Here is a 26,397-nt window from a genome sequence, read left to right as displayed (position 1 = left end):
GTGTTTACCTCTGACGCCTGGGCGCTTTCCCCTTCTCCCCTCGTGGGAGAAGGTGCCCGAAGGGCGGATGAGGGGGCGCCGAGTTATCCACTGGCGGTGAAGCATGGGGCGGCGCAGGTCCCCCTCACCCGGAAATCCGCTGGACGCGGATTTCCACCCTCTCTCACAAGGGGAGAGGGTAACCGCCCTCACGCGTCTAACCTAAGCACTAGCGTCCCGCCGCCAGGTCCAGCACAAAGCGCAGCGCCAAACTGCCTTCCCACCACATGGGGAAATTGGTGCCCCATTTATTATTGTAGAGGTTGAACCGCATACCCGCGCCAAAATCGGGTCGTTCCGGCTGGAAGGGCAGGAATGGCGCACCGGCCGGGGCAACCAGCGCGGAATCGAGCGGGGTCACCGCCACCGCATCGCTCCTGATCGCCTCGACTGCCTGCAACTGGCCGCCCCCGCGCCGGACGATATTGTCCCCGGCGAGCCAGAGTCCCATTTTCCGCAATTCCCAACGGCCGGCCCCGGCCGGCGTCACCTCGAGAAAGCCCGCCTCCGGCATCCGATTGGCCGGCTTGTCATGTAATGCCAGCGTCAGCTCGACCCGGTTTGCATCCAGCCCGCGCAGGCTGAAAGCGTGCCGCTCCGGCCCGCCCAATTGCTGCCGCGCATCATCAGGCAATCGCCCGATCGCCGTCTGCCCATCGGATGAAATCCCGAGATGGCTTGGCACGAAGCGCGCCGTCCGCGCCGTCTTCGCCCCGGCCAGCCCCGGCTTGTCATGGTCGAGAATGGCCCAGTCCTGCCGGTGCTGCAGGTAGCTATCGAGATGCTTCTGCAGCTCATGCCAGTTATAGCTCTCGTGCCGGTAGCCGATCAGGCTGCCATCGAGCCCCTCCAGCACCCGCCCGTCCGGCGCCGCCAGCCTGACGATATCGCCGCTTTGCGCATCGAGCTCGGCGCGCCAGCCATCATGCCCGATTTCCGTGCCCGCCACCGGCTCGGCCGGAACCCGTGGCGTCAATTTGGCCAGCGCCGCATCAGCCACGGCACGATCCGCCGGCACCAGATGTTCGACGGCGCTGGTCAGATAGGCCCGCTGTTCCGCCCAGGATTGCTCCGTGTAGGCGAAGCGATAATCGGCCTGCCGCGCCGCCTCGAATTTCTCCCGGTCCCACGCGGTCTCGTCGCGCAGATAGGTCTTGATATCGACGCCCCAGGTATGTTCGGGCACCATGGTCAGCCCGCGTCCAAAAGCCAGCCGCTCCGGCGTCGGCGCTTCGGCCCAGCAATCATAAAGCCGGGACAAAGCCCGGAACCTTGCCAGTTTTTCGGGGTCGCTGCCGGTGCCGTGGATCCAGCTATCGCCGATCTCCTCGGTCACCACAGGAAAGCTGTCGCGGCGGGCCCACATCAGGTCGCCAAAGGCATCGAGGGCCGAAACCACGATTTCCGTATCGGGATTGGCCACCCGGATATGGCGCAAGGCCTCGACGGTCTGGCCGACGCTTTGCGGGCCGATATTGTCGTTGGTATGGGCAAAGCTCAGCCCGATCTCGCCGCCGCCGGGAAAGTCGGTGGCGCCGTAGGAGCCCTGATACATGACGACGACTTCACTGCCATCGGGCGCGCGCCAGCGGAAGATCGGCGGCACTGATGGCACCGGGCTGGCTGTATTGACCCCCAGATGCAGGAATTTTATGCCGGCCTCGGCCAGCAACGGCACCATGCCCAGAGTATGGCCGGGCACATCGGTCATCTTGGCGGCCGTGGTCCGGCGCCCGAAGCGCCGGTCGAGTTCGCCGGCATAGGAGAGGCCCGCCCGGAACAGCTCCGGCGACATCAGTTCGGTATGCGTGGTGAAGGGTAGGCCATGCCAGGTGATGAGCCCGCGCGCGATCGCCCATTCCAGCCGCTGTACCCGCTCCGGGCTCTGGGAATTGAGATGATCCCAGATCAGCCAGGCGCCCGTGGTCCAGATGAAGGCGGGATGGTCCGGGTCCTCGGCGAAGAAATGCTCGCCCGTCGCGATGGCCTGGGGAATGAACTGGTCATGATACTGCGCCCGCACCCGCGCGGCGTGATCGGTGAAGCCGATATCGAGATGGGTCTTGAAGACCAGGTGGATCTGTCTGGACATATTGCCTTGCTTCAGCCGACCGTGCCGCGCACGACCAGCCGCGTATTGAGCGTTTCCTGGAAGCCGGGCGCATCGGGATTGTTGAGGCGCAGCAGGATGAGCCGCACCAGCGCCCGCACGCGTTCCTCGAGGTCGAATTTCACCGTGGTGAGGTTGTAGCTCTTCCAGTGCGACTGGGCGATATCGTCGAAGCCAACCACCTTGACGTCCTCGGGCACGCGCAGCTTCAGCTCGTGCCGCAGCGCGTCGATCACCCCGAAGGCGCCGACGTCATTGGCGGCGAAGACCGCGTCGGCGCCATCACCGATGCGGAACAGGTCGAGCGTGGCCTGATAGGCCATGTCATAGCTGAAATCGCCGCGGGCGACGATGGGCGGCTCCATGCCCCTGTTAGCCATGACCTGCCGCAAAGTCCGCTCGCGCGCCGTGCTGGCGCGGGATTTTTCCAGCCCCGACAGATAAGCGATGCGCCGGGCCCCATAGCCCTGGAGCAGCGCCACCGCCTGGTCGATGCCGTCATATTGCAGCACGTTGAGCCGGTCCTGCAGCGGCCTGTGCTCGGGCTCGTCCGCCATGCCGGGCAGGGGGTAATGCACATAGATCGGCACGGCCCGGTCGAGGAATTTCGCCAGCGTCTGCGGCTTCACATTTTCGACGAAGGCGATGACCGAGTCCGGATTGAAGCCGCGCATATAGGACAGCAATTGCTCGTCCATCGAATAGTCGGTGCGCGTCTTGAACAGCAGGGTGGCAAAGCCTTCCGCCTGCAAGGCGGTGGTCAGCGCATCGATTTCCTGGCTTTCCCAGTGGCTGCACACATCGGGCACGATGACCCCGATCAGGTGCGAGCGGCCGCTCACCAGCGCCCGCGCCGCGCGGTCCGGCGTATAGTTCAGCTCTTGGGCGATGCGCAGGATCAGCTCGCGCTTTTCAGGCTTGAGCGAAGCATGGGCGTTGAAGGCCCGCGACACGGCGACCCGGGAAACATTGGCGCGTGCCGCGACCATTTCCGCGGTCGCCCGCCCACCCCTTGCCGCTTGCGATGCCGGCATATCTCGCGCACTCCCGATTGACAGCGTGTTCAAAAACGCGGTCTATTCTGCTTGGCTGTGCCAAAGGTTCTACAACAATAACAGCCGGAGGAAAGTCAAAACTGTGCCGGAATGACGACAGTCGTGTGACAGGCGTGGATGCAGATCCACGGATAAAAATTGCACACGATTTCATTCGGCTGTCATCTGACCTGCTTAAGGAGGGCAGGTCGCCGCGGGCTGCGCCTGCGCTCGCTCATCGGGAGAGGACCCCATTATGAAGACCTTTTTGACCGCTAATCTGTCGGTTCTGGCCGCTGCGCTGATGGTCAGCACGGCCATGGGCGCCGACCTGCGCATCCTGACGGCCGTTACCGGCGGCAAGGATGCCGCCGAACACGAACAATTCGTTGCCGAACTCGAAAAGCATCTCGGGCTCGATATCGAAATGGTCAAGCCGGCATCGGACTATAACAATGTGCTGTTCACCTCGCTGGCCAGCGGCGAGCGCTATGACCTGATCTACGGCGATTCCAAGATGCTGCCGGGCCTGGTGGAGCAGGGGGCGCTCACCGACGTGACCGACCTGGTCGCCGCCTCCGCCGTGCTTTCGGATGAAACCGCGATCCCCGCCGGCGAATGGCAGCTCTTCGATATCGAAGGCCGCAAATGGGCGGTGCCGAACAAGTTCGAGGGCGGCACCCTGCCGACCATCCGCCAGGACTGGCTGGAAGAGTCGGGCATGGAAACCCCGGTCACCCTCGATGACTGGACGGCCTTCTTCAAATGGGCCAAGGACAACAAGGACGCCTATGGCCTGTCCACGTCCAAGCTCTACGACATCCAGGGCTTCATGTCGGCCGAAGGCGTCAAGGCCGGCTATGTGCTGGTCGATGGCAAGCGCACCATTCCCTACGCCACCCCGGCTGCCGCGGCGGTCTATGACTGGTTCGGCATGCTCTCCAAGGAAGGCCTGCTCGATCCCAATTTCGTCACCAATGGCTCGGGCGAATTCCGCAACCTGTTCATGACCGACCGGGTTGCCGCCGTGACCTATTGGGATGCCTGGGTCGGCCTGTTCAACAATATCATGGCCACCGACCATCCCGATTCCAGCTTCGAGGCCAAGGGCGTTGCCGGCGTTCCGGGCCCGGATGGCGAGATCATCCTGCGTCGCGGCGATGCCTCGCTCTGGATGATCCCGGCCAATGCCGAGCATCCGGAAAATGCCATCAAGTTCCTCGAATTCTGGCATTCCGAGCCCGGCTATGTCCTGGGCACGCTGGGCATCGAGGGCGTGGACTACAACAAGACCGCCGACGGCAAGTATGAGCTGACCGAGCAGGGCCAGGCCCATGGCATGGATCACGGTTCGCCGCGCGTCGCCTCCACGACCTGGGAAAATCCCTTCCCGCCGCTGCCCGGCGTCGATGAAGCCCAGGCCATCATCATGGAACACGCGACCATGGAATACCTGCCGGCCGAATGGACCGAAGCCGCCCCGATCGTCGAAAAGCATGCCTTCCAGGCCATGCTTGGCGAAGTCACGGGCGCCGAGGCCGTCGAGGCCATGCATGCCGAATTGCTGGCCGCCGGCCTGATCGACGAATAATCCCCGATGGGCCGCCGGGCGACCGGCGGCCCATTCCGGCTTTGCCAAAGGACCAGCCATGCTTGATCGCGTTCGCCGGCACTGGGTGCTCTATCTGCTGATCGTGCCGGTCCTGGCCTATTTCTTTGCCTTCCTGTTCTATCCCATGGGGCAGGGCATCTATCTGTCGTTCCAGAAGGCGGGTCTGCTCGGGCCGGTCGGCTTCATCGGCTTCGACAATTACGCCAAGGTGTTTTCGACTCCCGCCGTGTGGCAGGCGATCTGGAACACGCTGATCATCGCGGCCGGCATTACCATTGTCGGCACGCTGGTGCCCATCCTGCCGGCCATTGCCCTGCTGCAGATTTCGCCGGACTGGCTGAAGCGCGGCTTCCAGACCGCGATCTACACGCCGTACCTGCTGTCCTGGGTGATCATTGTCGGCATCTGGCTCAACACGCTGTCGCCCCTGGGCCTCGTCAATACGCTGCTGCTGGCCTTTGGCGTCATCGACCAGCCGATCAATTTCTTCGCCGATCCCGCCTGGGCCAGGCCCATGGTCATCGGACTCACCGTCTGGAAGGATGTGGGCTTTCATGCGCTCATCTATCTGGCGGCCCTGCTGTCGCTGAGCCCTGACATTCTCGAAGCGGCCGATATAGACGGCGCCAACGACTTCAAGAAAATTCGCGATATCCTCTTGCCGCACCTGATGCCGATGATCCGGGTTGTGTTCCTGATCACCCTGCTCGGCTCGCTGCGCACCTTCGACTCCGCCTTCCTGATGCTCAATGGCCGCACGGCCGACCAGATCCGGACGCTCGCCATCTTCACCTATGAGCGCGGCATTCTCAATTTCGACCTGGGCCTTGCCAGCGCCGCCGGCGTGGTCCTGCTGATCGTCTCGCTGCTGATTTCGGGCGTCGCCCAGATCTTCACCCGCACCCGGCCGGAGACCTGACATGCTCAAGTCCCGCTCGATACGGTTCCTTTCCTATGCCATCCTGATCGCGCTGGCCGTCACCATGATCGTGCCGCTGTGGTCGGTGGTGGCCACGGCGTTTTCCAGCAAGTTCGCTTCGCTGCAACCCGGCATCAAGCTCTGGCCGGAGACCTTCTCGATCGAGGGTTTCGAGACGCTGTTCCGGCGCCTCAATTTCGTGCTGCCCTTCGCCAATACGCTCTATGTCACCGTGATCGGCACGGCGCTGCATGTCCTGCTGTCGGCCATGGGCGGCTATGTGCTGATCCAGGAAGACCTGCCGGGCCGCAGGATCATGGCCGGCATCATCCTGCTCACCCTGACCATCCCGACCCAGGTGATCCTGGTGCCGCTTTTCGTGGTGTTCAAGCAGTTCATGCTGCTCAACACCCTGCTGTCGCTGATCGTCTCGGAAATGGTCTCGGCCTTTTCGATCCTGCTGATGAAGACCTATTTCGAGCAGGTGCCCAAATCCATGATCGAATCCGCGCGCATGGACGGCGCCGGGCATTTCAAGCTGCTGCGGGATTTCTACCTGCCGCTGGCGCTGCCGGGCGTGCTGACCGTCACGGCCTTCCAGATCGTGCACAAATACAATCTCTTCATCGAGCCGCTGCTGTTCATCAACGACCCGCAGAAGATAACGCTGCAGATTGCCCTGCAATCGGTGATCCTGGGCGAAAGCGCCACCTCGACCAACGACTTCATCGCCCCCAATGTCACCATGGCCGCTATCGTGCTGGCGCTGGTGCCGCTGCTGGTTTTCTATCCCTTCATGCAGAAATACCTGATCCGCGGCCTCACCGTGGGCGGGGTGAAGGAATAGTCTTCAGGACAATCGCAAAATGCAGTTCACCGCCCATGTCACCCGCGCCGATCAGGCCGCCAATCCCTACTATTACATTCCCTTCGATGTCCCCGCTGGTACGACCCGCATCGATGTCGTCCTGGCCTATCCCAAGGCCGAGGATTGCGTGGTCGATCTCGGCGCCTTCGACCCGCGCGATACGGGCTATCCCACGCGCGAGGGGTTTCGCGGCTGGAGCGGCGGCGCGCGCGACCGCTTCTTCATCGCCACCGACGATGCCACGCCCGGCTATGTGCATGGCGACATCCAGCCCGGCACCTGGAATGTCATCCTCGGTCTCTACAAGGTCCCCGAGGCCGGCGCCGATGTCACGGTCACCATCACGCTCGACGCCGCGCAGCGCGCCCTCGAATCCCAGCCGGCCCGCACCTTTCCGGTGCGTCCGGGCGCCGGCTGGTACAAGGGGGACCTGCACTGCCACACCTTCCATTCCGACGCCAAGGGCGCCCCTGAAGTGCTCCATGCGGCCGCCAGACAGGCCGGGCTCGATTTCCTGGCCATTGCCGACCACAACACCATCACCCAGCGCCGCTATTTCCACCCGCAATCCTCGCCCGACCTCGTCTTTGTGCGAGGCATGGAAGTGACGACGGCAATCGGCCACGCCAATGTTTTCGGCGTCGATGACTGGATCGACTTCCGCATGACCCAGAAATCCGACGCCCATGTGCTGGAAAAGCTGGTGCATGAGCGAGGTGGCCTGCTCTCGATCAACCACGACAAGCCGGTCATTCCCTGGGACTACGACATGCCCGCCGCCGACTGCCAGGAGGTCTGGCAATCGACCTGGCTGGATTGGAACTGGGTGTCGCTGCAGCGCTACCAGCAGCGGCTTGCCGCCGGCATGAAACTCTCGGCCATTGGCGGCTCCGACTACCACCAGCCCGCCGACCTGCGCCCGGAGGGGCCGCTGGTGCTGGCGCGGCCGACCACCGTGCTCTACCTGCCCGAATTGAGCGAGGATGCCGTTCTCGCCGGCATGAAGGCGGGGCATGGCTACATCACCGAAAGCCCCGATGGCCCGCATCTGGAAATCCGCTGCGGCGCTTCCGTCATGGGCAGCTCGACCACAAGCCCGGATGCCGTCGATATCATCGTCCGGGGCGCCGGTGGCGACCGCCTGGTGCTGATCGATGCAAGTGGCTCCATCGCGGAGATGGACATTCCCGATGACGACTGGACGGTCAGCCTCAAGCTCGCCACGCCGAAAACCTTCCTCCGCGCCGAAATCATTGCCGTCGCCAGCCGGGACCGGCTGGTCGCCGAACTCGCAGCAGAGGTCGTGGGGCAGGTTCCGCCCGACTATTTCAAGGGTGCGCGGATCGCCGAGCAGCCCATTCGCCGCGCCCTGACCAACCCCATCTATATCGAGGCCTGATTTCCATGCTTATCGCCAACGCACCCTGTTCCTGGGGCATTACCGGTTCGGCCAGCAATGCCTATAGCTGGCAGCAATATCTCGACCAGGTCGCCGAGGCCGGCTATCGCGGCACCGAACTGGGCCCCTACGGCTTCCTGCCCAAGGATGTGGGCCTATTGCGCGACGAGCTGGCCAAGCGCGACCTCGTGCTGATCGGCGGCGTCCATGTCCACAGCTTCGGCGATGCCGCTTCGGCCCCGGACCTCATGGCGACCCTGCGCGATCTCTCCACCCTGATGCAGTCGCTCGGCGCCGGCCATGTCGTCATCATGGACCGCAGCGAATTCTACCCCAAGGGCCAGGAAGGCGTGCTCGACGCGGCCGGTTGGGCCGGGCTGACGCAGATGGTCCGCGATGCGCAAAGCCTGGTCGAAGGTGAATACGGCCTCAAGCTCAGCTTCCACCCCCATATCGGCACCGCCGTCGAAAAGGAGGGCCAGATCGACCGCCTGCTGGCCGACACTGATATCGACCTCTGCTTCGATACCGGCCATCACGCCTTCTGGGACCAGGACCCGTTGACCTATATGGAAAAGACCTTCCCCCGCATCGCCTATATGCATCTGAAAAATGTCGACCCGAAAGTCCGCGCCCGCGTGCTGTCGGGCGAGTTGTCGGTGGCCGATTCCTATGGCGCGGGCGTCATGTGTCCCTTGCCCGATGGCGTGGTCGACATTCAGGCCGTGATGCAGCTCTTGCAGCAGCGCCATTTCACCGGTCCCATTGTGGTCGAGCAGGACGTTGCCACCGATGCCGTCGAGACGCCGCTGCAACTGGCTGCCCGCAACCTTGCCTATATGAACGGGATCAATTCATGAGCGCGCCGATCAAGGTCGGGCTGATCGGTCTGGGTGAAGTTGCCCAGCTTATGCATCTGCCACTTCTCGCTGACGATCCGAGGTTTTCCATCGCCGCCATCAGCGATGTGTCGTCCAGCCTTCTCGAGCATGTCGGCAACCGCTACGGAGTCGCAACGCGTTCTCTCGATGCTAACAGTCTGCTAACCAATTCGAGCCTCGATGCGGTGTTTATTCTCACGCCGGATCATCTCCATGCCGAGCTGCTGGAGCAGGCGATCCGCTCGGGAAAACACGTCTTCATCGAGAAGCCCGCCTGCCTCACCGCGGCCCAGCTCGAGCCGATCCTGTCGGTGCCGCGCCGGCCGGGTCAGGTGGTTTTTGTCGGCTATATGCGACGGTTTTCCCGGGCTTTCCTCGCCCTCAAGGAGCGCCTGCCGCCGCTCGAAACCATCCGCCATGTCCGCATCCGCGACATCATCCGCGAGGCGCCGTTCTTCGTGGCGCAGACGCGTAACGTCTTCAAACCAAAAGATGTTTCCCCCGATCTCATCGCCGAGGGCCGCGCCCGCACGCAGGCCATGCTGCGCTCGGTCATGGGTGAAGACTGCCCGCCAGATGCCCTGCGCGCCTACCAGGTCCTGACCGGCCTTTCCTCGCACAGCTTCTCGGCCATGCGCGACCTGCTGGGCTCGCCCAAAGCGGTGCGCCATGCCACCCAACACAATGGCGAAACCGTCATTGCCCTCTTCGACTACGGCCATTTCACCGCGCTTTACGAAGCCGTCATCGACGACGTCTCCCGCTTTGACGCCGGCATCGAAGTGCTGACCCAGACCCAGCATTTCAAGATGAATTACGACACGCCCTATATCCGTAACCTCCCGACACGCCTCGAAATTACCACCTCGTCGGTCACGGAAACCGGCACCGAAATCATCGGCCCGATCTACGAAGATCCCTTCCGCATCGAGCTCAACGCCTTCCTCGACAGCATGGTCAACGGCACCCCGAACAAGACCAGTCTCGAAGACTCGCTTGAGGATCTGAAGCTCTTTGCCGAAGTCGGCCGCCAGTTCCGGGCGCAATAAATACCAAGGTCGGCCCGGCCGGTGGCGTCATACAGGCAAACAGGAGAGAATGCCCTGATGACCATGCACCTGCTACCCGAGCGGCACCGGGCCATTGCCTTCATCTTTCCGGCCATCATCGTGGTGATAGCGGCGATCAGTTTCCCGGTATTCATCGGCGCGGGTCGGGGCTGGTGGCCGGTGTTCATCCTGGCGCCAGCGGCAATTCTCGCCGTGGTTATCTGCATCGAGTTCCGCGCCACCGCTATCGGTTTCGATGCCTTTGGTGTTCACTATCGCAGTGTGGGCTATGCACTCGACGTGCCATGGTCCGGCATCGCGTTTCACGCCAATGGCGGCAAGCCGGTTCTGCGCGTCACCCAGGGCGAGCGGCATTTCTTCCCCTGGCTCGGCGCCATGTATGCGATCCTGCGCGTTGTCATGCCCTTTCGGGCCAACCATGCCAGCACCGCCATGGCCAATATTCCGCTCTACTTTTTTGTTGTCTCCGAACGCGATAGCGTGATGGCGGATTTGCGCGCGACGGCTCCCGACGGGGTTTTGTAAAAAATTCCACGTATCGCCCAAAGGAAAGGCCAAGCCGGATCGTCTTATTCATAAGCGCTGAAAATCGCGCCATGCTGATATTTCGAGGAGTTCATTCATGCCTGCTCTGACCCGTTTCGCCGCAGCCGCCCTTGTTGCCCTGTCCTTCTCCGCCGGGCCGGTCCTAGCCCAGGATGTCACCGACTATCTCGGCGTGCCCGGCCCCCTCACTTTCGATGGCACGGACTATCTGCTGAGCTGGTCGTCGCAGCCCAATGCGCAATATATCAAGCAGGAATATGTGCCCGCCGGACAGACGGTCGAGAACTTTGACAGCATGATCATGGTGGAGTTTCTCGCCTCCGAAATGACCCCGCTGCAGATGGCGAGCGCGCAGGTCAACATGCTCAACGAGCGCAAGGCCAGTGATCCGCTGGTCAATATGGACCTGATGCAGAACGAGCAGACCGGGGAAGTGCTGCTGGACTTTATCGTCTCGGCCAAGGACGAGAAGGGCGAATATATTGTCGAGTGGAACGGCTATCGCTATGCCAGCGCCCAGAATGCCGAGGGCGAGGTTGGCGGCATGCTGTTCGCCATCAGCCATCGCGCCTATGGCAATGAAGCGTCCCAGGCCTTCATGAGCACGCTCCGCGACTTCAAGGGCACGCAGATCGAAGAACTCTCCAAGGTGGCCTTGCCCGCGCTATAGGCGGATGCCCTTAGGGAGAGCCGGCTTCCGAACTGGGTGATAGCCTCTCCGATCCATTTAGGATGTGCTGCCGGATCGCCTGGCGGGCGACGGCGTGTGAGCCGGCCTGCAGCGCATCGATGATCGTCTCGTGCTCGGCGACCAGCTTGGTGATGTCGGGCACGCCGCGGCCATGCAGGACCTGCATGATGCGCTGGTGATAGGCGAGGGTGCGGTAGGCCTCGATGATGAACGGGTTGCCCGAGAGGCCAACCACTTTCTCGTGGAAGACGGCATTGAGCTTGACGAAATCGACATAGCTTTCGAACGTCGTGCCATAGGTGCCCCGGCCCATCCGGGCGTTGATTTCCCGCAATTCGACGATCAGGTCTGAATCGACGAGCGGAATGGCCGTTTCCAGCGCGCCGACCTCGAGAATGAGGCGGGCGCTGAACAGGTGGCGCAGTTCCAGGGCATCGGGCGGGGCAGCGACGCGATAGCCCTTGTTGGCCTCGAACGAGACAAGCCGTTCGGCATGCAGCCGTGCCAGGGCCTCCCGCACCGGGATGAGGCTGGTGCCGAATTCCTGGGCCAGCGCATCGATGATCAGCCGCTCGCCCTGGGCAATCTCGCCATTGGTGATGCGCTTGTGGATTTCCTCATGCGCGAGGTCGACCAGGCTGCGGCTGCGAATGAGTGCGGCAGGCCTGCGCGGTGTTTGGGGCGATTTGCTCATCGCGGCATCCTCCAGCCTCGGCCATGGGTTCGCAAGACTCCGCTTGCGAAATCCCCGATCTCTCCATAATCATATATAATCGATTATCATGAAGCGGAAGCTCTTTCCGCTTGGGGAGCTTCCATCATGACCGACCATATCCTGCTCGACCGTATTGGCGAGGGCGTTGCCGAACTGGTGCTCAACCGGCCCGAAAAGCACAATGCCATCAGCCCGGAAATGGCCAGCGCCATTCGCGATGCCCGTCGCGCCATCAACGACGATGACTCCATCCGCGCGGTCGTGGTGCGCGGGGCAGGCGAGAAGGCGTTCTGCGCCGGCACCGACATCGGCCGGCTCGACAGCTTCAAGGACGCCTGGGATTTCCGCAATCGTGTTTGCTACGCCACCGAATGCCGGCGCATCAAGAAGCCGACCGTCGCCGCGCTCAAGGGCTGGGCGGTGGGCGGTGGGCTCGAGATCGCCATCAATTGCGATATCCGTATCGCGGCGCCCTCCACCAAGATCGGCGCGCCCGAGGTCAAGCATGGCTGGTTGGGCGGGGGCGGGCAGACCCAGATGCTGACGCGGCTGGTCGGCTATGGCAAGGCGATGATGATCTGCCTGACCGGCGACACCTATGACAGCGAACAGGCCTATCGCATGGGCGTGCTGGAGCAAGTGGTGGGTGAGGGCGAGGAAGTGACCGCGGCGCGGTCGATGGCCGCGCGGATCGCCGGGCATACTTCCATCGCCACGATGACGGTCAAGGAGGGTATTCGGGCGGCGCTCAACGGCACGCTGGACGGGGCCTCGCGGTATGAGAACGACCTGATGGTGCTGGCCTTCGCGCTGGGCAACCAGCGCAAGGGCATCGACGCCTTCACCAGCCGGAAGGGCGGTTGATGGCCAGGGTCGTCCTCAAGGGGCTGAGCTGGGGCCATCGGCGCGCCACCGGGCCGCTCCAGCCGCTGGTCGACCGGTTTCGGGAGCGCCATCCCGATATCGACATCCAGTGGACGGTGCGGCCGCTGAGCGATTTCGAGCATCAGGGGCTGGCCGGTGTCGCCGAACTGTTCGACCTCATCATCTACGATCATCCGTTCAGCGGCGACCTCGTGGCGAGCGGGGCCTTCGTGCCGCTCGACCAGCATCTTCCCGGGCTGACGGTGGACGATGACGCGCGCTTCGTCGGAGCGTCGCTAACCAGTTATCGCTATGGCGGCTCGGTCTGGGGGGCGCCGATCGACGGGGCGACGCAGCATGCGCTCTATCGCACCGACCTGATGAGGGATCGGCCGCTGCCGCAGGCCTGGGACGAGGTGTTGACGCTGGGTCGCGCCTTGCGCAAGGACGGCCTCTATCTGGGGCTCGCTGGCGAGACGCCGCATGCCGGGCTGGTGGTGGCGGCGCTGATGGCGAATGCCGGCACGCCCTGGTCCACCGATCCGGCACAGCCGTTCCGCATCGACCGGGCGGCGCTCGGGGTGGCGCTGGAACGGACGGCGGCAGTGATGGCGCTGTGCCCGCCCGAGGCGATTAACTGGAACTCGATAGACCTGCACGACCAGATGGTGGCGCGCGACGATATCGTCTACGCGCCTTGCGTCTATGGCTATGCCACCTATGGCGAGGCTGATATGCGGCAACGGTTGAGCTTCGGGCCGTTCCCTGGCGCCGTGACGCCTTATCATGCCGGCACCGCGATCGGCGGTACGGCCATGGGATTATCGCGCCATTGTGCCGATAAGGATGCGGCGCTGGCTTTTATCGAATTCGTGTTGTCGGACGAGGCGCAATGCCAGATCATTCCGGCCCATCACGGCCAGCCGGCGCTTGCCGCCGCGTGGGACGATGCGGCGACGGATGCCCGCTTCAACCAATTCTTCTCGACGACCCGGTCGAGCATCGAGACGGCGTGGATTCGGCCGCGGCTGCCGGGCTATCCCGTGTTCCAGAAGGAAATGGGCGTGGTGGTGCGCCGCTTCCTCGCCGGGGAGATGGATATGGGTGCTGCACTCGACGGAATTGAAAAGCTGACCGCCGGGGTCAATCGCGGCGTCTAGACAATCTCGGCATTGCCCGACTTCGCCGAGCGCAGCATGGCACCCACCACTTCGACGGCCCGCGCCCCGACCAAAGCCGGGCCGGCATTTTCGACGGCCAGGCCCTTGCAGAGATCGACAAAGCGGTTGACCGGCTCGATGCAGGCATAAGCGCCGTCGCCCGGCGTAATCGGTATGACGATCTCGGTGCCGTCGAGGCGCTGGATCACGCAGCGCTCGCGCTCGACATCGAGCAGCAGCATGCCTTCGCTGCCATAGAGCCGCAGGTCGAGCTGGAAGGGTTTGCCATCGGGCACGGTGGCGGCGCCGGACAGGGCGGCCGTGGCGCCACCGGCCAGTTGCAGCGAGACGGAGTTGAACAGGTCCGCGCCGAGCTGCGATTTGCCGGTAAAGGCGAAGACGCGTTCTGGGGCGAGGTCAGCCAGATAGAACATGCCGCCCAGCAGATGGACGAGCTGGCCCCAGCCATAGCCGCCATTCTGCGGATTGGCCCAGGTTTCCGGATCGGGGCGGAACAGTTCGTTCTCCGTGCCGGGCATCTGCTGGCCCGACATCAGCTCCCCGATTGGCGAGGCCATGACCGCCGAGATATGACGGATAGTGCCGATGCGGCCTGCGGCCACCAGGCGCCGGGCCTCGGCGAAATAGGGGCGGAAGTTCCAGCCATAGGGCACGACGACATGGCGCTGCCGTTCGGCCGCCAGGGTGACGATGGCACGGGCCTCGTCGGCATCCACGGTCATCGGTTTTTCGACCAGCACATGGAGATTCTTTTCCAGCGCCTGCAGCGTCTGGACGCCGTGGAGGCGATGCGGCGAGGCGACGATCATGGCATCCATGGGCACGGTTTCGAGCAGTTCGTCATAGGACTCGGTGCCGTAGGGAATGCCGAAGGCCTGCTGAACCTTGGCGAGCTCGTCCTTTCCCAGACGGCAGACGCCGACCAGCTCGACATCGGGACGCGCCTTGAGGATGGGCAGGTGATTGGCGGCGGCCCACCAGCCGACGCCGACGATGCCGATACGAACCTTGCCTGCACTCATGATTTCCCTCCCGCTTTGCTCAAGAACATATATGATCGATTTTATAGGTCAACGATAGGGACGTTGACGGCAGGGCCAGCGCCACGTCCCAATGCCCGGAAAGAGGAGACGCAGATGAAGATCACCGCCATCAGGAGTTTCGTGGTCAATGCCCGGCTGCGGAACTGGATCTTCGTGCGGGTCGAAACCGACCAGCCGGGGCTCTACGGGCTGGGCGAGGCGACCATGGAGTTCCAGACGCGTGCGGTGACCGGCGCCGTGGAGGATATCGGCATGCTGATCCTCGGCGAGGACCCGCGCAATATCGAGCATCTCTGGCAGGTGATGTTCCGGCATCCTTTCTTCAAAGGCGGCATCGTCACCATGTCGGCGCTTTCGGGGATCGACCAGGCGCTGCACGATCTCAAGGCCAAGGATCTCGGCATTCCGCTGTGGCAGTTGATCGGCGGGCTGAGCCGCAGGCGGCTGCGCATGTATGACCATCTGGGCGGGGGCGATTCGACTGCGGTCTATAACAGCGCTGCGTCCGGGGCCTTCGCCGAAAAGGCGGCCCGCTCGCGGGAAGACGGATTTTCGGCGGTCAAGATACTGGCGGTCGGCAAGACGGCGCCGCTCGATGGCCATGCCGCGCTGGCCGAGGCCGAGGCATTGATGGCGGCCGCGCGCGAGGGTGCCGGCGAGGACATGGACATCATGGTGGACCTGCATGGGCGCACCACGGCGGCCATGGCCATCGAATATGCCAAGGTGCTCGAACCCTATCGGCCGTTCTTTCTCGAAGAGCCGTGCCAGCCGGAAAACTGGCAGGGCACGGCGCGCGTGGCGGCTTCGACCAGCATCCCCATCGCAGCCGGAGAGCGGCTGGTGCATCGGCATGAATTCCTGCACCTGCTGCAGGCCGGCGCGATCGCCGTGGCACAGCCCGATGTCTGCCATGCCGGCGGCATTACCGAGACGCGCCGTATCGCGACCCTGTGCGACACGTTCGGCGTATCGATGGCGCCGCACAATCCGCTCGGGCCCATCGCGACGATGGTCAATATCCATCTCGGCTTCGCCACGCCGAACTTCCTCATCCAGGAGGTGATGCGCTCCGATGTGCCATGGCGCGACGAAATCATTTCCGGCGTGACGCCGATCGTCGGGGGCTATGTCGAACCGAGCCAGGCGCCCGGCATCGGCGTCGAGATCAATTTCGAGGCGGCGGAAAAGCACCCCTTCGAGGAGGTCAGGCCGATCCAGTGGTATCATCACGACGGCAGCGTCGCCGACTGGTAGGTCAGCGCGTGGCGCCGTAGGGCCCGAAACCTGCCGTCCAGCGCTCCAGCGCCGCCTCGAAGAACGGGTCGGGCATGAGCGTGGGGACACGGCAGGCGCCGGCATTGTCGATGCCGGCGCGGCGCGCGAACATGCGCTTGCCATAGAAGATCGCCACATCGAGCGTCTGCATGGCAAAGACGATGTAGGGGAGCACCTGCGCGTAAAGCCGTTCGGCCTCGGCCAGGTCGCCGGCCTTGATAGCGCGGAAGATGGCGACCTGGATGTCGGCGCAGTCTGGTGCCGGGATCATGCCGGCGCAACCGGCGAGCAGGTTGTCCGGCAGTTCCAGGCCACCGCGGCCATTGAAGATGGGGAAGTCATTGCCCTGCGAGACCACGAAGGGACGCACCTGCACGACCGGACCTTCGCCCTTCATCAGGGTGAAGTTGGGGTGACGGGCGCGAAGCAGGCCGACCTCGTCGGGGCTGAGCCCGACGCCGAGAAATTCCGGCGCATTCTGGATGCCGACGGCGATGTCGATGCCGGCCATGGCGGTGGAGTAGAATTCGAGGAGATCGCCACTCGACGGACGCTGGCCCAGCGGCGGCTGCAGGATGAGGTAATCGGCGCCCGAGGCTTCGGCCGACGCCGCTAGCATGCGCACTTCATCGAGCGTGGCCCCGGCGATGGTCGCCATCAGCGGCACACGGCCGGCAATATCCTCGACGGCCCAGCGGACAAGGGTTTCACGCTCGTCTGGGGTCAGCGCCTTGACCTCGGTGATCAGCCCCAGGATCGCGATTCCATGGCAGCCCGAGGCGATGCAGACCTCGACCTGGCGGCGAAAGGCGGTGCGATCCAGCCGGTTGTCGGCATCGAAGAAGGCATAGAGCATCGGGAAGATGCCGTGTGGCTGGGTCACGTCTGGTCCCTCGAACGTCATGAGGCGCTTGCGGCTTCTCATTCGACTTTATATGATAAACATATAAACTAGAACCGATGCTAGTCGGAGGAGGGGGAGAGGGGCAAGTACACACTTGACGGGAGGCTTTGGAACACAGATCGAATTGGCAATGGTCAGACGCTCAACTACATCGAATCGCGAGGATATGCCGCTTGGCGGGTTGATGCCCGTGCGCGGCATTCTTGGTCAGGTCGTCAGCGATCTCGGCCGCCGTATCGTGGCGGGCGAGTGGAAGACCGACGAAACCCTGCCGACCGAAACCGAGTTGATGGACGAACTCAAGGTGGGGCGCTCGGTAGTGCGCGAGTCCATCCGCATTCTCAATGCGAAGGGGCTGGTGCGCAGCCGGCAGATGGCGGGGACCACCGTCATGCCGCGGGCCGTCTGGCGATTGCTCGATCCCGATCTGATCCAGTGGCGAATGCAGGCGGCGGACCGCAAGGTGCTGCTCAAGGACCTGCTGCAGGTCCGCCTGACACTGGAGCCCGGCGTGGTCTGGGCCGCCACGGCCAATGGCAGCGAGGCCGCAAAGGCCCGCATCCATGCGGCCTGGCAGGGCAAGATCGCCGTGCTGCACGAAGAATCCGTCACGCCCGAAGAACAGCGCCAGCATTTCATCACGCATGATCTCGAATTTCACCGCGCGTTCCTGGCAGCGGTGGGGTCGGAAATTCTCGAGCAGCTTTTTTCGGTGATCGAGGCGGCTTTGTCGCTGATGATCGACGTGCAGATGCAGGCTCGCGGTTCGACCACCGCACTCGTCGGAATGGAAGAGACCAACCAGTTGCATCAGGACGTCTACGACGCCTTTGCCGCCGGCGACGCCGAAGGGGCCGAGAGGGCCATGCGGCATCTCATCCAGAGCGCCATTATTGACGCTAACAGGGGTTTTTCGCTCACCGAGTGAGCCCCCTAGGAATCGACATGACAGAACCGACGGAAGCCCAGCGCCAGCTGTTCAAGCGGGTGGCGGAGCGGCTGCAGCAACACGACTTCAAGGGCTGGTTTTACGGCGACTCGGTGGGCTTCGAGGGCCTTATCGCCGCAGGCGATCTGCTCGGCCTCTCCACCTGGCAGGACTTTTCGCAAGGCTTCTTCCGCGCCTGGTCGACCCGGCGCGAACCCTGGCAGCTCGACGACAATACGGCGCCCGGCCATGTCATGTGCGAGATCGTCAAGCGCACGGGCGATGCGGTGCTGCTCAAGGCGGTGATCGAACTGGCCGAGCATCTCTATTCGCGCCGCCGGGTACGGGACGTCGCCATCACCTTCGAGGATACGCTGCGGGCGCTGCGCCAGCCTTATGGCGGTCCGGCGCTCGACGCTGCCCAGCAGGCGCAGATGGGCGATCCTGGCGCCGGCACCTGGCTCGACTGCATGCATTTCGACCCGCCTTTCTATGCCCATCTCGCTAAAATCGGTGGTGGGGCGGAATGGTCGCAGCGGGCGGTGGACGAGATACTGGCCTATCGCGAACTGCTGTTCGACGCGGAACTGGGTCTCTACAACCACTTCTGGCTCGAAAAAACCCAGCGATCCTACATTCGCGGCTGGGGCCGCGGGCAGGGCTGGGGGCTGCTTGGGCTGATCGATGTTGCCGAGCATGCGGACAAGGGCGCGAACCGCTATGACGAGGTGGTACGCAACGCCCAGGACCTCGCCGCGGCGATGCTGAAATGGCAACTGCCCGATGGCAATTGGTGGGCCATGGTGCACGAGCCCGAATCCGGCCCCGAATCCTCGACAGCGGCCTTCATGGCCGGCGCCTTCTATCGCGGCATAAGGCTGGGACTATTGCCAGCCGAAACCTTCCGCGCCGCGGCCGACAAGGCCTATGACGCCATACTGGCCAATCTCGATGCCGACGGCAACCTGCAGGGCGTCTCCGCGGCGGTCTATGCGGCGCTGACGCAGGAGCATTACTGGCACGTGCCGCGTGGCTATATCGTGCCGTGGGGGCAGGGCCCGGTGCTGACCGCGGCGCTGGCCCGGCAGCAGGTCGACCTCTAGAAGACGAGGCGGGGCCGATGCCCCGCCTTTTCACTCAGCCGAATTCGGCGGTCCGCTGGCCCCTGACTCCGGGGTGGCAGATGAAGAGGTTGCCCGCATCGGGCGCAGCGGCCCGCTCGGCTTCGCTCATCCCATAGCTGGCGGTGGTGATGTAGAGCTGGTCGAGATCGGGGCCGGCAAAGGCGCAACTGGTCACCTTGGCGACGGGCAGGTCGATGACCTTGTCGACCTCGCCGCGCGGATTGAAGCGCACGACGCAGCCACCATCCCAGCGCGCATTCCACAGATAGCCTTCGGCATCGACGCAGGAGCCATCCGGCGCGCCGCGGTCGAATTCGGCAAAGGCCCGCTTGTTGGTGACCACGCCGTCATCGAGGTCGAAATCATAGGCCGAGATGACGCCCGAGGCCGTATCGCAGAAATACATGGTGCGATTATCCGGGCTCCAGCACACGGTGTTGGACACCCAGATACCGGTTTCGAACGGAGTGAGCGTCAGGTCCGGATCGAGGCGGTAGAGTGTGCCGGCGCCGGCGATGAGATCGATGCCAGCGCCATTGGGCTGGATATTGTTCTGCATGGTGCCGAACCAGAAGCGCCCGCGCGCATCGGTGCCCGCGTCATTGGAGCGGTTATAGGGCAGTTGCGGCTCGGGATTGAGCAGATGCGTCAGCTTGCCGGTGGCATAGTCGAAGCTGCTGATGCCGCTGTGGCAGGCGACGATGAGCCCGGTGCCGTCCTTCTTGGCCCGAACCGCCGTGATCATCTCGGGCATGTCGTAGCTCTGGACGTCCCCACTGGCCGGATCGAGGCAAAACAGCCGCGATGGCAGGGGCACGTCGAGCCACCAGAGCCGGCCGCGCCTGGCGTCCCAGTAGGTGCCCTCGCCGAGGACGTTGCGACAGGCGACGGCAGTGGAAACCTCGATGGTCATGATCGGCTTTCTCCCTATTCGTACATGCGGATGGTGACGCCGCCATCGACGACGATATTGGCGCCGACAATGAAGCGGGCTTCGTCCGAAGCCAGCATGGCAGCGACGGCGGCGATTTCCTCGGGGCGGCCGAGGCGCTTGAGCGGCTGGCGCGCTTCCACCTTGGCGCGTGCATCCGGATCGGGGTCGTCCGCGAACATCTTCCGGTTGAGCGGCGTGTCGATATAGCCGGGCGAGATGGCGTTCACGATGACGCCGCGTTCGGCATATTCGAGCGCCAGCGAACGGGTAAGGCCGAGCAGGCCATGCTTGGCGACGGGGTAGGGAAAGGTGTTGCGGATCACCTGAAAGGAATGGTTGGACGCGATATTGACGATGGCGCCACTGCCTCTCGCCAGCATGTGCGGCAGTACGGCGCGACAGCAATACCAGGCCCCGTCGAGATCAACGGACATGCAACGCTGCCAGTCGGCATCGGTGATCTGGAGCGGATCGCCGAAGACGGCAATGCCGGCATTGTTGACCAGGATATCGGGCGAGCCGAAAGCCGAGACGGTTTCGGCGACCATGGCTTCGATGCTCTTGGTGTCACTGACATCGGTTCGGATGCACAGCGCTTCGGCGCCGCTGTCGCGCAATTGTCCCGCGACCGCTTCGCCGCGCTCACGCTCGCGTTCAGCGATGACGACGCGTGCGCCTTCGGCCGCAAAACGCCGGGCAATGGCTTCGCCAATGCCCTGGCCCGCTCCGGTGACGATGGCGATCTTGCCCACGAGACGTTGCATGTTTTCCTCCGACGCAACTCGATGTTTCGATGTTGCGTTGACTTTATATGATAAACAGATAATCCTCTAATTCGTCAACCGGATGCTGGCCAGCTCGACGAGCATGGACCGCGCGGATGATCGTAAAATCGGTCAGGGAGGACCAGATGACCACACTTACCCGCCTGCTCGGCAGCACAATCTTGGCCGCGGGCCTGTTCGGCGCCGTCTTTGCCGGTGCCGCAACGGCCCAGGACAAGCTCATCGTCAACATCAACAAGAGCGGCACTCAGCAGTATTTCATTGATCAGGGCGACGGCTTCACCGCGGCCGCCGAAGAACTCGGCTATCAGGCCAGTGTGATCAACGTCGAACTCGATGCCAACCTGGCCATCAGCGCCATGACCGACGCCCTTGCGGCCGGTGCCAAGGGCATCGCCATCACCGTTCCGGACCAGGCCATCGGGCCGGCGGTCGCCAAGGCAGCGGCTGATGCCGGTGTCCTGCTGGTCGGCACCAATGACAATATCGCCGATGCCGAAGGCAATCCGATCCCGCTGGTCGGCTTCGACGGCAAGGATATGGGCACCAAGGTTGGCATTGCTGCCGGCGAACTGCTCAACGAAAGCGATTGGCTGGGCGGCGGCACCTACGGCATCCTGTCGGTCGAAGTGCAGACCCTCTCGGTCTGCAACGACCGTACCGATGCCTCGCGTGCCGAGATCACCAAGGCCGGTGCCGATGCCGCCCGTATCTTCCCGGTGACCTATGACGGTACGACCAATTCGGCTCTCGAAGCCGCCGGTCCCGTGGTCACCGCGCATCCCGATGTCGACAAGTGGGTGGTGTTCGGCTGCAATGACGAAGGCGTGCTCGGTACGCTCAATGCGCTGACCAATGCCGGTTTCGCGCCGGATGACATCATCGCCGTGGGCCTGGGTGCCTATGAAGCCTGCCGCCCCTGGGCTGCCGGCCAGCCGAGCGGCTTCAAGGCTGCGCTCTATATCAGCGGTACCGATGTCGGCGCTGCCGCGGCCAAGGTGCTGATCGCGGCGCTCGAAGACGGCGTGGAACTGCCCGCCAATACGGTGGCGGATACCTCGATCGTCACGCCGGAAAACTATCAGGACCATATGCCCTGCACCTGAGCGCAGGCATGCTCCGGCGGGTCGCCTCGGGCGGCCCGCCCCATTATTCTGCAGATTTGGCTGGTTGGTATGATGGCTGAAACACCCGTCGTTGATATTCGCCGCGTGGGCAAGGCATTCCCGAATGTGCGGGCGCTGGCCGATCTCACTTTCGACGTTCGCCGCGGCGAGGTGGTCGCCTTTGTCGGTGAGAACGGCGCCGGCAAGTCCACTTTGCTCAAGATACTGTCCGGCGATTACCAGCTCGATGAGGGTGAGGTTCTGCTCGATGGGCAGGAAGCCAGCCATGTCAGCCCGCGCGAGGCCAGACAGGCCGGGTTCCGCCTGGTGCGGCAGGAGCCCGAGATCGTTCCCCATGTCAGCGCCGCCGAGAATATCTTCGTGGGCGAGCTGCCGCAGCGGCGCGGCGTCGTCGATTTCGCCAGGCTTCGTGCCGATGCCAGGGCTTTGCTGGAGGAATGCGGCTTCGATGGCCTCATCGACCCGGCGGCCATGGGTGATACGCTGTCGCCGGCGCAGAAACATATCGTCGAGATCGCCCGGGCGCTGAAGCCCGGCGTCAAGGTGGTCGCCTTCGATGAGCCGACATCCTCGCTCACCTCGGACGAAACCGAGCGGCTGTTCACGCTGATCCGCAAGCTGCGCGATCGCGGGCTGGGCGTGATCTACGTGACCCATCGCCTGCATGAGGTGATGGAAATTTCCGATCGCATCGTCATCCTGCGCGATGGCCGGCTGGTCGATGTGTGCGAGACCAGGTCAGTGACACCGGACGATGTCGTCCGCATGATGGTGGGCCGCGATCTATCCTACGGCTTCAGCCGCATCGAGACGACACGGCCCGAAGTGGTGCTGGAAGTCTCGAACCTGTCGAGCCGCTTCCACGAGAATGTCAATTTCAAGATTCATGCCGGCGAAATCCTCGGCTTTGCCGGACTGGTGGGCGCCGGGCGCACCGAGCTTGCCAAGGTTATTTTCGGCGACATTCACAAGCGCAGCGGCGACGTGCTGGTGGCCGGCCAGCGCACCCGCATCAAGGCGCCATCGGACGCGATTGCCGCCAGCATCGGCTTTGCTCCGGAAGACCGGAAGGGCGAGGGGCTGATCCTGGTTCGCTCGGTGATGGAGAACGCCTCGATGGCGGTCTTCTCGACGCTGAGCCGCTTCGGCATCCTGCGCAACAAGATGATGGTCGACACCGTCTCGCCATTGATCGACAGTCTCGAAATCAAGACCCCGTCGCTGGAGCAGGAAGTCGGCAAGCTGTCAGGCGGCAACCAGCAGAAGGTTGTGCTGGCTCGCTGGCTGGCGGCCAAGCCGAAGGTGTTGATTCTCGACGAACCGACGCGTGCCGTCGATGTCGGCGCCAAGGCCGAAATCTACCGGCTGATCGACAGTCTCGCCAAAAGCGGCATCGCCATCATGCTGATTTCCTCGGAAATGCCGGAGCTGCTGGCGCTGGCCGACCGCATCGTCGTCATGCATGCCGGCCAGCTTTCCGACCCGATAGAAAAGAGCGAAGCGTCGGAAGAACGCATCCTCAACGCCGCGCTCGGCCAGCAGGCCGCGTAGCGAGACATCCACCCAAGAGGGGTTCATGACCAATATTTCCCAAACCACCACGCAGCGTTCCACGGAGAACCCGTTCAAGGCGTTTACCCGTTTCGTGGGTGCGGAAAACCTGTCCCTGCTGATCGCGCTGGTGCTGCTGGTGGCGCTGATCGCCAGCCAGACGCCGTTCTTCTTCGTGCCGCGCAACCTGATGAATATTGGCATGAACCTGGCTGTGGTCGGGCTACTTGGCGTCGGCATGACCATCGTCATCGTCTCGGGTGCCCTCGACATTTCCGTCGGCTCCATTGCCGGCGTGGCCTCGGTGGTCTCGGCCATCTTCGTCACCTATGTGGGGACAGTCACCGGTGGCGTATTCATGGGTGTATTGGCGGGCGCGCTACTGGGCGTGGTGAACGCCGCGATCATTTCCTATCTCAGGGTCAATGCGGTGGTGGCGACGCTCGCCACGCTATCGGCCTATCGCGGCATCGCCTTTCTCGTCGCGCCCGAAGGTCGGCCGATCGGCGTGCTCGACCAGAATTTCGCCTATATCGGCTCGGGACGCGTGCTCGAAAGCGGCAGCTTTCCCGGCATCCCGGTGGCCTTGCTGCTGCTTGTGGCCGTCGCCGTGGTCGCCCATTTCGTCATGAGCTCGACCGTCTTCGGCCGGGCCGTCTATTCGATGGGCGGCAACCCGGCCGCGGCCCGCCTGGCGGGTATCAACCTCACCCGGATGAAGTTCTACATCTTCACAATTTCCGGGGCGCTGGCGGGACTGGCGGGCGTGCTGGTGACGGCGCGGACCAGTTCGGGCCAGCCGGCTTCGGGAACGCAGGGCCTCGAGCTCGAAGCGATTACCGCCGTGTTTCTCGGCGGCGCCATCCTGGCGGGCGGCAAGGGCACCATTGTCGGGACCATGCTGGCGGTAGTGCTGCTGGCGACGCTGAGCAATGGCATGAACCTGCTCAATATCCCGACCTTCTACCAGCTCGTCGCCAAGGGCTTCCTGCTGATCGTGGCGGTGGCCATCGGCCAGTGGCGCATGGCGCGGGCGGAACGGGCGCAGGCCCGCGCCTCGCTGGCCGGCTGAGGGGCGCCATGGCCATTATCGCGATAGAAAGCAATGCCCTGCTTGTCGAGGTGGACGCGGATTTCGGCGCCCGCGTCGTCAGCCTCATCGACCGGCGCTCCGGCCGGGACTGGATGGCCAAGGGGCCGCAGAGTTCGCAGGTCGGCGAGGACGCGGTCTATGCCGCCGACGAGGCGGTGGGCTGGGACGAGTGCTTCCCCACCGTTGCGCCCTGGGATGCGAGCGGAACGACGCATGGCCGCCGGCTGCGCGACCATGGGGACCTCTGGGGACGGCCCTTCACGGTCGAGGCACAGGCGCCCGACAGCCTGACGCTGAGCCGGACCGCTGGCGGCTTCCGCTTCACCCGGCGGCTGAGTGCTGATGATGCGGTGCTGGCCGCCGACTATCGAGTCGACAATATCGGCGATGTGGCGCTGCCCTATATGTGGGCGCTGCATGGCCTGCTCGCCGTGACGCCGGAGGACAGGATCGAACTCGGCGTTGATACCGTCTCGGCTAGTTATCTCTCCCGCGATGGCAAGACCATCGTGGCGCCGCAACTGGCCTGGCCCGGCCCGAACCGCGCGCTGGACCTGAAGCTCGATGCTGTCCATCCCGCGACCACCCAGTTCGCCGGCAAGCTCTATGCCAGCACGGTTCCCGGCGCCCGCGCCGCGGTGAGCGGCCCACGCGGCGCCATCGATATCGCCTTTGACAATGCCGAGATCGCTCATCTGGGCATCTGGCTCAACTATGGCGGTTGGCCGGCACCCGGCAATGGCCACCACATCGCGCTCGAACCCACCACCGCGCCGGTCGATCATCTCGGCCAGGCGCTGGAGCAGGGCAGCGCGACAATCCTCGCCCCCGGCGCCAGCGCAAGCTGGACCATAACCATGACGCTGCGCGCCCCTTAGTACGGACCCGGAAGATGACCGAAGAACCCCATATTCTCTACAGCGTCGACAATGGCATCGCCCATATGGTGATGAACCGCCCCGCCAAGCTCAACGCCATTACCGCGGCGATGGGCGGCGAATTCGTGCGCATCTGCCGCGAGGTCGATTATCGCGACGATATCAAGGTGCTGGTGATCTCGGGTGCCGGCGACCGCGCCTTCTCGGCGGGCAGCGACGTTACCGCGCTCGACGATCTGGGCGGCCCCTGGGAGCAGCGCAATCGCGCCGAATATGATCGCGACTACATCGCGCCGCTGCTCAAGCTGCGCAAACCCTCCATCGCCATGATCGACGGCTATTGCCTCGGCGGGGGCTGGAAGTGGCCATGAGCTGCGATATCCGCGTGGCGACGGATCGCTCGCGATTCGGTGCGCCGGAAGTGCAGCGCGGCTGGCATGCCGGCTCGGGCAATACCTCCATCCTGCCGCGGCTGATCGGCTACGGCAATGCGGCGCGCTGGATTCTGACGGGCGAGATATTCCCCGCCGCCGAGGCGCACCGCGTCGGTTTCGTGCAGGACCTCGTATCGGTCGAGGAGCTTGAGGCCCGCACCATGGCGATCGCCGCGCGGCTGGCCAAGAACCCGCCCATCGCCGTGCAATCGGCCAAGAATATCATCAAGCAGAGCCAGGGCACGTCCATCGCCCAGGGCCTCGCCTGGGAGAATGACGGCTATACGCTCTGCATGTCCACCAAGGATGCCGCCGAAGGCATCAAGGCCTTCAGCGAGAAGCGCGAACCGGTATTCCGGGGGCGCTGATGAACCAGATCCAACCCAAGA

At 63.8% G+C, this 26,397-nt stretch carries 24 protein-coding genes and 1 pseudogene; 18 read left to right on the top strand and 7 right to left on the bottom strand.

All coding sequences use genetic code 11. From position 1 onward, the window contains the following. Positions 1-208: 208 nt before the first annotated feature. Positions 209-2,131: a DUF5054 domain-containing protein gene (locus FPZ08_RS14860; RefSeq protein ID WP_146290731.1), complete on the bottom strand. Its 1,923-nt coding sequence runs from the start codon at positions 2,129-2,131 to the stop codon at positions 209-211. Positions 2,132-2,142: 11 nt separating this feature from the next. Beyond that, entirely contained in the window at positions 2,143-3,183 is a 1,041-nt protein-coding gene (locus tag FPZ08_RS14855; protein ID WP_246132672.1) for a LacI family DNA-binding transcriptional regulator, read from the bottom strand. 256 nt (positions 3,184-3,439) lie between these two features. Between FPZ08_RS14855 and FPZ08_RS14850 the strand changes: the two genes are divergently transcribed. The 8 genes from FPZ08_RS14850 (at position 3,440) to FPZ08_RS14815 (ending at position 11,148) form a co-directional block, all read left to right on the top strand. After that, positions 3,440-4,774 (top strand): extracellular solute-binding protein, encoded by a 1,335-nt coding sequence (locus FPZ08_RS14850; RefSeq protein WP_146290730.1) that lies wholly within the window; start codon positions 3,440-3,442, stop codon positions 4,772-4,774. Positions 4,775-4,832: 58 nt separating this feature from the next. Next, positions 4,833-5,714 (top strand): carbohydrate ABC transporter permease, encoded by an 882-nt coding sequence (locus FPZ08_RS14845; RefSeq protein WP_146290729.1) that lies wholly within the window; start codon positions 4,833-4,835, stop codon positions 5,712-5,714. A 1-nt stretch (position 5,715) separates the two neighbouring features. Then, positions 5,716-6,561, top strand: coding sequence for a carbohydrate ABC transporter permease (locus tag FPZ08_RS14840; RefSeq protein WP_146290728.1), 846 nt, complete (start codon positions 5,716-5,718; stop codon positions 6,559-6,561). A 19-nt stretch (positions 6,562-6,580) separates the two neighbouring features. Next, a complete protein-coding gene (locus FPZ08_RS14835; protein ID WP_146290727.1) occupies positions 6,581-7,981 on the top strand; it encodes a CehA/McbA family metallohydrolase in 1,401 nt (466 codons plus the stop codon). A gap of 5 nt (positions 7,982-7,986) precedes the next feature. Next, a complete protein-coding gene (locus FPZ08_RS14830; protein ID WP_146290726.1) occupies positions 7,987-8,841 on the top strand; it encodes a sugar phosphate isomerase/epimerase family protein in 855 nt (284 codons plus the stop codon). Beyond that, positions 8,838-9,911: a Gfo/Idh/MocA family protein gene (locus tag FPZ08_RS14825; protein ID WP_146290725.1), complete on the top strand. Its 1,074-nt coding sequence runs from the start codon at positions 8,838-8,840 to the stop codon at positions 9,909-9,911. The genes FPZ08_RS14830 and FPZ08_RS14825 overlap by 4 nt, the downstream gene beginning before the upstream one ends. 57 nt (positions 9,912-9,968) lie before the next feature. Next, positions 9,969-10,457, top strand: a complete 489-nt coding sequence (locus tag FPZ08_RS14820; protein ID WP_146290724.1) for a hypothetical protein — start codon at positions 9,969-9,971, stop codon at positions 10,455-10,457. A gap of 97 nt (positions 10,458-10,554) precedes the next feature. Further along, positions 10,555-11,148: a hypothetical protein gene (locus FPZ08_RS14815; protein WP_146290723.1), complete on the top strand. Its 594-nt coding sequence runs from the start codon at positions 10,555-10,557 to the stop codon at positions 11,146-11,148. Positions 11,149-11,158: 10 nt separating this feature from the next. Here FPZ08_RS14815 and FPZ08_RS14810 read toward each other — a convergent pair whose 3' ends face one another. Continuing rightward, complete coding sequence (locus FPZ08_RS14810; protein WP_146290722.1) at positions 11,159-11,863, bottom strand: GntR family transcriptional regulator; 705 nt, start codon at positions 11,861-11,863, stop codon at positions 11,159-11,161. 126 nt (positions 11,864-11,989) lie between these two features. Here FPZ08_RS14810 and FPZ08_RS14805 point away from each other — a divergent pair, with 126 nt between their 5' ends. Together FPZ08_RS14805 and FPZ08_RS14800 are read left to right on the top strand one after the other, a co-directional pair. Continuing rightward, on the top strand, positions 11,990-12,748 hold the full coding sequence (locus FPZ08_RS14805) for an enoyl-CoA hydratase/isomerase family protein (protein ID WP_146290721.1): 759 nt from the start codon (positions 11,990-11,992) through the stop codon (positions 12,746-12,748). Continuing rightward, complete coding sequence (locus tag FPZ08_RS14800; protein ID WP_146290720.1) at positions 12,748-13,908, top strand: ABC transporter substrate-binding protein; 1,161 nt, start codon at positions 12,748-12,750, stop codon at positions 13,906-13,908. The genes FPZ08_RS14805 and FPZ08_RS14800 overlap by 1 nt, the downstream gene beginning before the upstream one ends. Here the strand turns inward: FPZ08_RS14800 and FPZ08_RS14795 are convergent. Next, on the bottom strand, positions 13,905-14,951 hold the full coding sequence (locus FPZ08_RS14795; RefSeq protein ID WP_146290719.1) for a Gfo/Idh/MocA family protein: 1,047 nt from the start codon (positions 14,949-14,951) through the stop codon (positions 13,905-13,907). The genes FPZ08_RS14800 and FPZ08_RS14795 overlap by 4 nt on opposite strands. A 114-nt stretch (positions 14,952-15,065) precedes the next feature. Between FPZ08_RS14795 and dgoD the strand changes: the two genes are divergently transcribed. Next, positions 15,066-16,229, top strand: a complete 1,164-nt coding sequence (gene dgoD / locus FPZ08_RS14790; protein ID WP_146290718.1) for a galactonate dehydratase — start codon at positions 15,066-15,068, stop codon at positions 16,227-16,229. A gap of 1 nt (position 16,230) precedes the next feature. Here dgoD and FPZ08_RS14785 read toward each other — a convergent pair whose 3' ends face one another. Beyond that, positions 16,231-17,133 carry a dihydrodipicolinate synthase family protein gene (locus tag FPZ08_RS14785; RefSeq protein ID WP_186767022.1) on the bottom strand — a complete coding sequence of 301 codons (903 nt, stop codon included), beginning with the start codon at positions 17,131-17,133 and terminating at the stop codon, positions 16,231-16,233. A 151-nt stretch (positions 17,134-17,284) separates the two neighbouring features. Here FPZ08_RS14785 and FPZ08_RS14780 point away from each other — a divergent pair, with 151 nt between their 5' ends. Both FPZ08_RS14780 and FPZ08_RS14775 read left to right on the top strand, forming a co-directional pair. After that, complete coding sequence (locus FPZ08_RS14780) at positions 17,285-18,082, top strand: FadR/GntR family transcriptional regulator (protein WP_146290716.1); 798 nt, start codon at positions 17,285-17,287, stop codon at positions 18,080-18,082. A gap of 17 nt (positions 18,083-18,099) precedes the next feature. Further along, on the top strand, positions 18,100-19,185 hold the full coding sequence (locus tag FPZ08_RS14775; protein WP_146290715.1) for a glycoside hydrolase family 88 protein: 1,086 nt from the start codon (positions 18,100-18,102) through the stop codon (positions 19,183-19,185). 34 nt (positions 19,186-19,219) lie between these two features. Here FPZ08_RS14775 and FPZ08_RS14770 read toward each other — a convergent pair whose 3' ends face one another. Then, positions 19,220-20,119, bottom strand: a complete 900-nt coding sequence (locus FPZ08_RS14770) for an SMP-30/gluconolactonase/LRE family protein (RefSeq protein ID WP_146290714.1) — start codon at positions 20,117-20,119, stop codon at positions 19,220-19,222. 14 nt (positions 20,120-20,133) lie between these two features. Further along, positions 20,134-20,904 (bottom strand): SDR family oxidoreductase, encoded by a 771-nt coding sequence (locus FPZ08_RS14765; protein ID WP_146290713.1) that lies wholly within the window; start codon positions 20,902-20,904, stop codon positions 20,134-20,136. A 146-nt stretch (positions 20,905-21,050) separates the two neighbouring features. Here FPZ08_RS14765 and FPZ08_RS14760 point away from each other — a divergent pair, with 146 nt between their 5' ends. The 5 genes and pseudogenes from FPZ08_RS14760 to FPZ08_RS23055 all read left to right on the top strand — a co-directional run bounded on the left by FPZ08_RS14760 (position 21,051) and on the right by FPZ08_RS23055 (position 26,376). Further along, positions 21,051-22,031: a substrate-binding domain-containing protein gene (locus tag FPZ08_RS14760; RefSeq protein ID WP_186767021.1), complete on the top strand. Its 981-nt coding sequence runs from the start codon at positions 21,051-21,053 to the stop codon at positions 22,029-22,031. Positions 22,032-22,103: 72 nt separating this feature from the next. Then, positions 22,104-23,603 carry a sugar ABC transporter ATP-binding protein gene (locus tag FPZ08_RS14755; protein WP_210246810.1) on the top strand — a complete coding sequence of 500 codons (1,500 nt, stop codon included), beginning with the start codon at positions 22,104-22,106 and terminating at the stop codon, positions 23,601-23,603. 25 nt (positions 23,604-23,628) lie between these two features. Further along, complete coding sequence (locus tag FPZ08_RS14750) at positions 23,629-24,675, top strand: ABC transporter permease (protein ID WP_146290710.1); 1,047 nt, start codon at positions 23,629-23,631, stop codon at positions 24,673-24,675. An 8-nt stretch (positions 24,676-24,683) separates the two neighbouring features. Further along, positions 24,684-25,574, top strand: a complete 891-nt coding sequence (locus FPZ08_RS14745; RefSeq protein ID WP_146290709.1) for an aldose epimerase family protein — start codon at positions 24,684-24,686, stop codon at positions 25,572-25,574. Between the two features lie 14 nt (positions 25,575-25,588). Next, positions 25,589-26,376, top strand: a pseudogene (locus tag FPZ08_RS23055) (enoyl-CoA hydratase/isomerase family protein). Positions 26,377-26,397 lie beyond the last annotated feature (21 nt).

It is taken from the genome of Devosia ginsengisoli (assembly GCF_007859655.1).
In the GTDB taxonomy this organism is placed as follows: domain Bacteria; phylum Pseudomonadota; class Alphaproteobacteria; order Rhizobiales; family Devosiaceae; genus Devosia; species Devosia ginsengisoli.
Note: the sequence above shows the minus strand (reverse complement) of the source record. Positions and strands in the feature narration are given on the sequence as shown.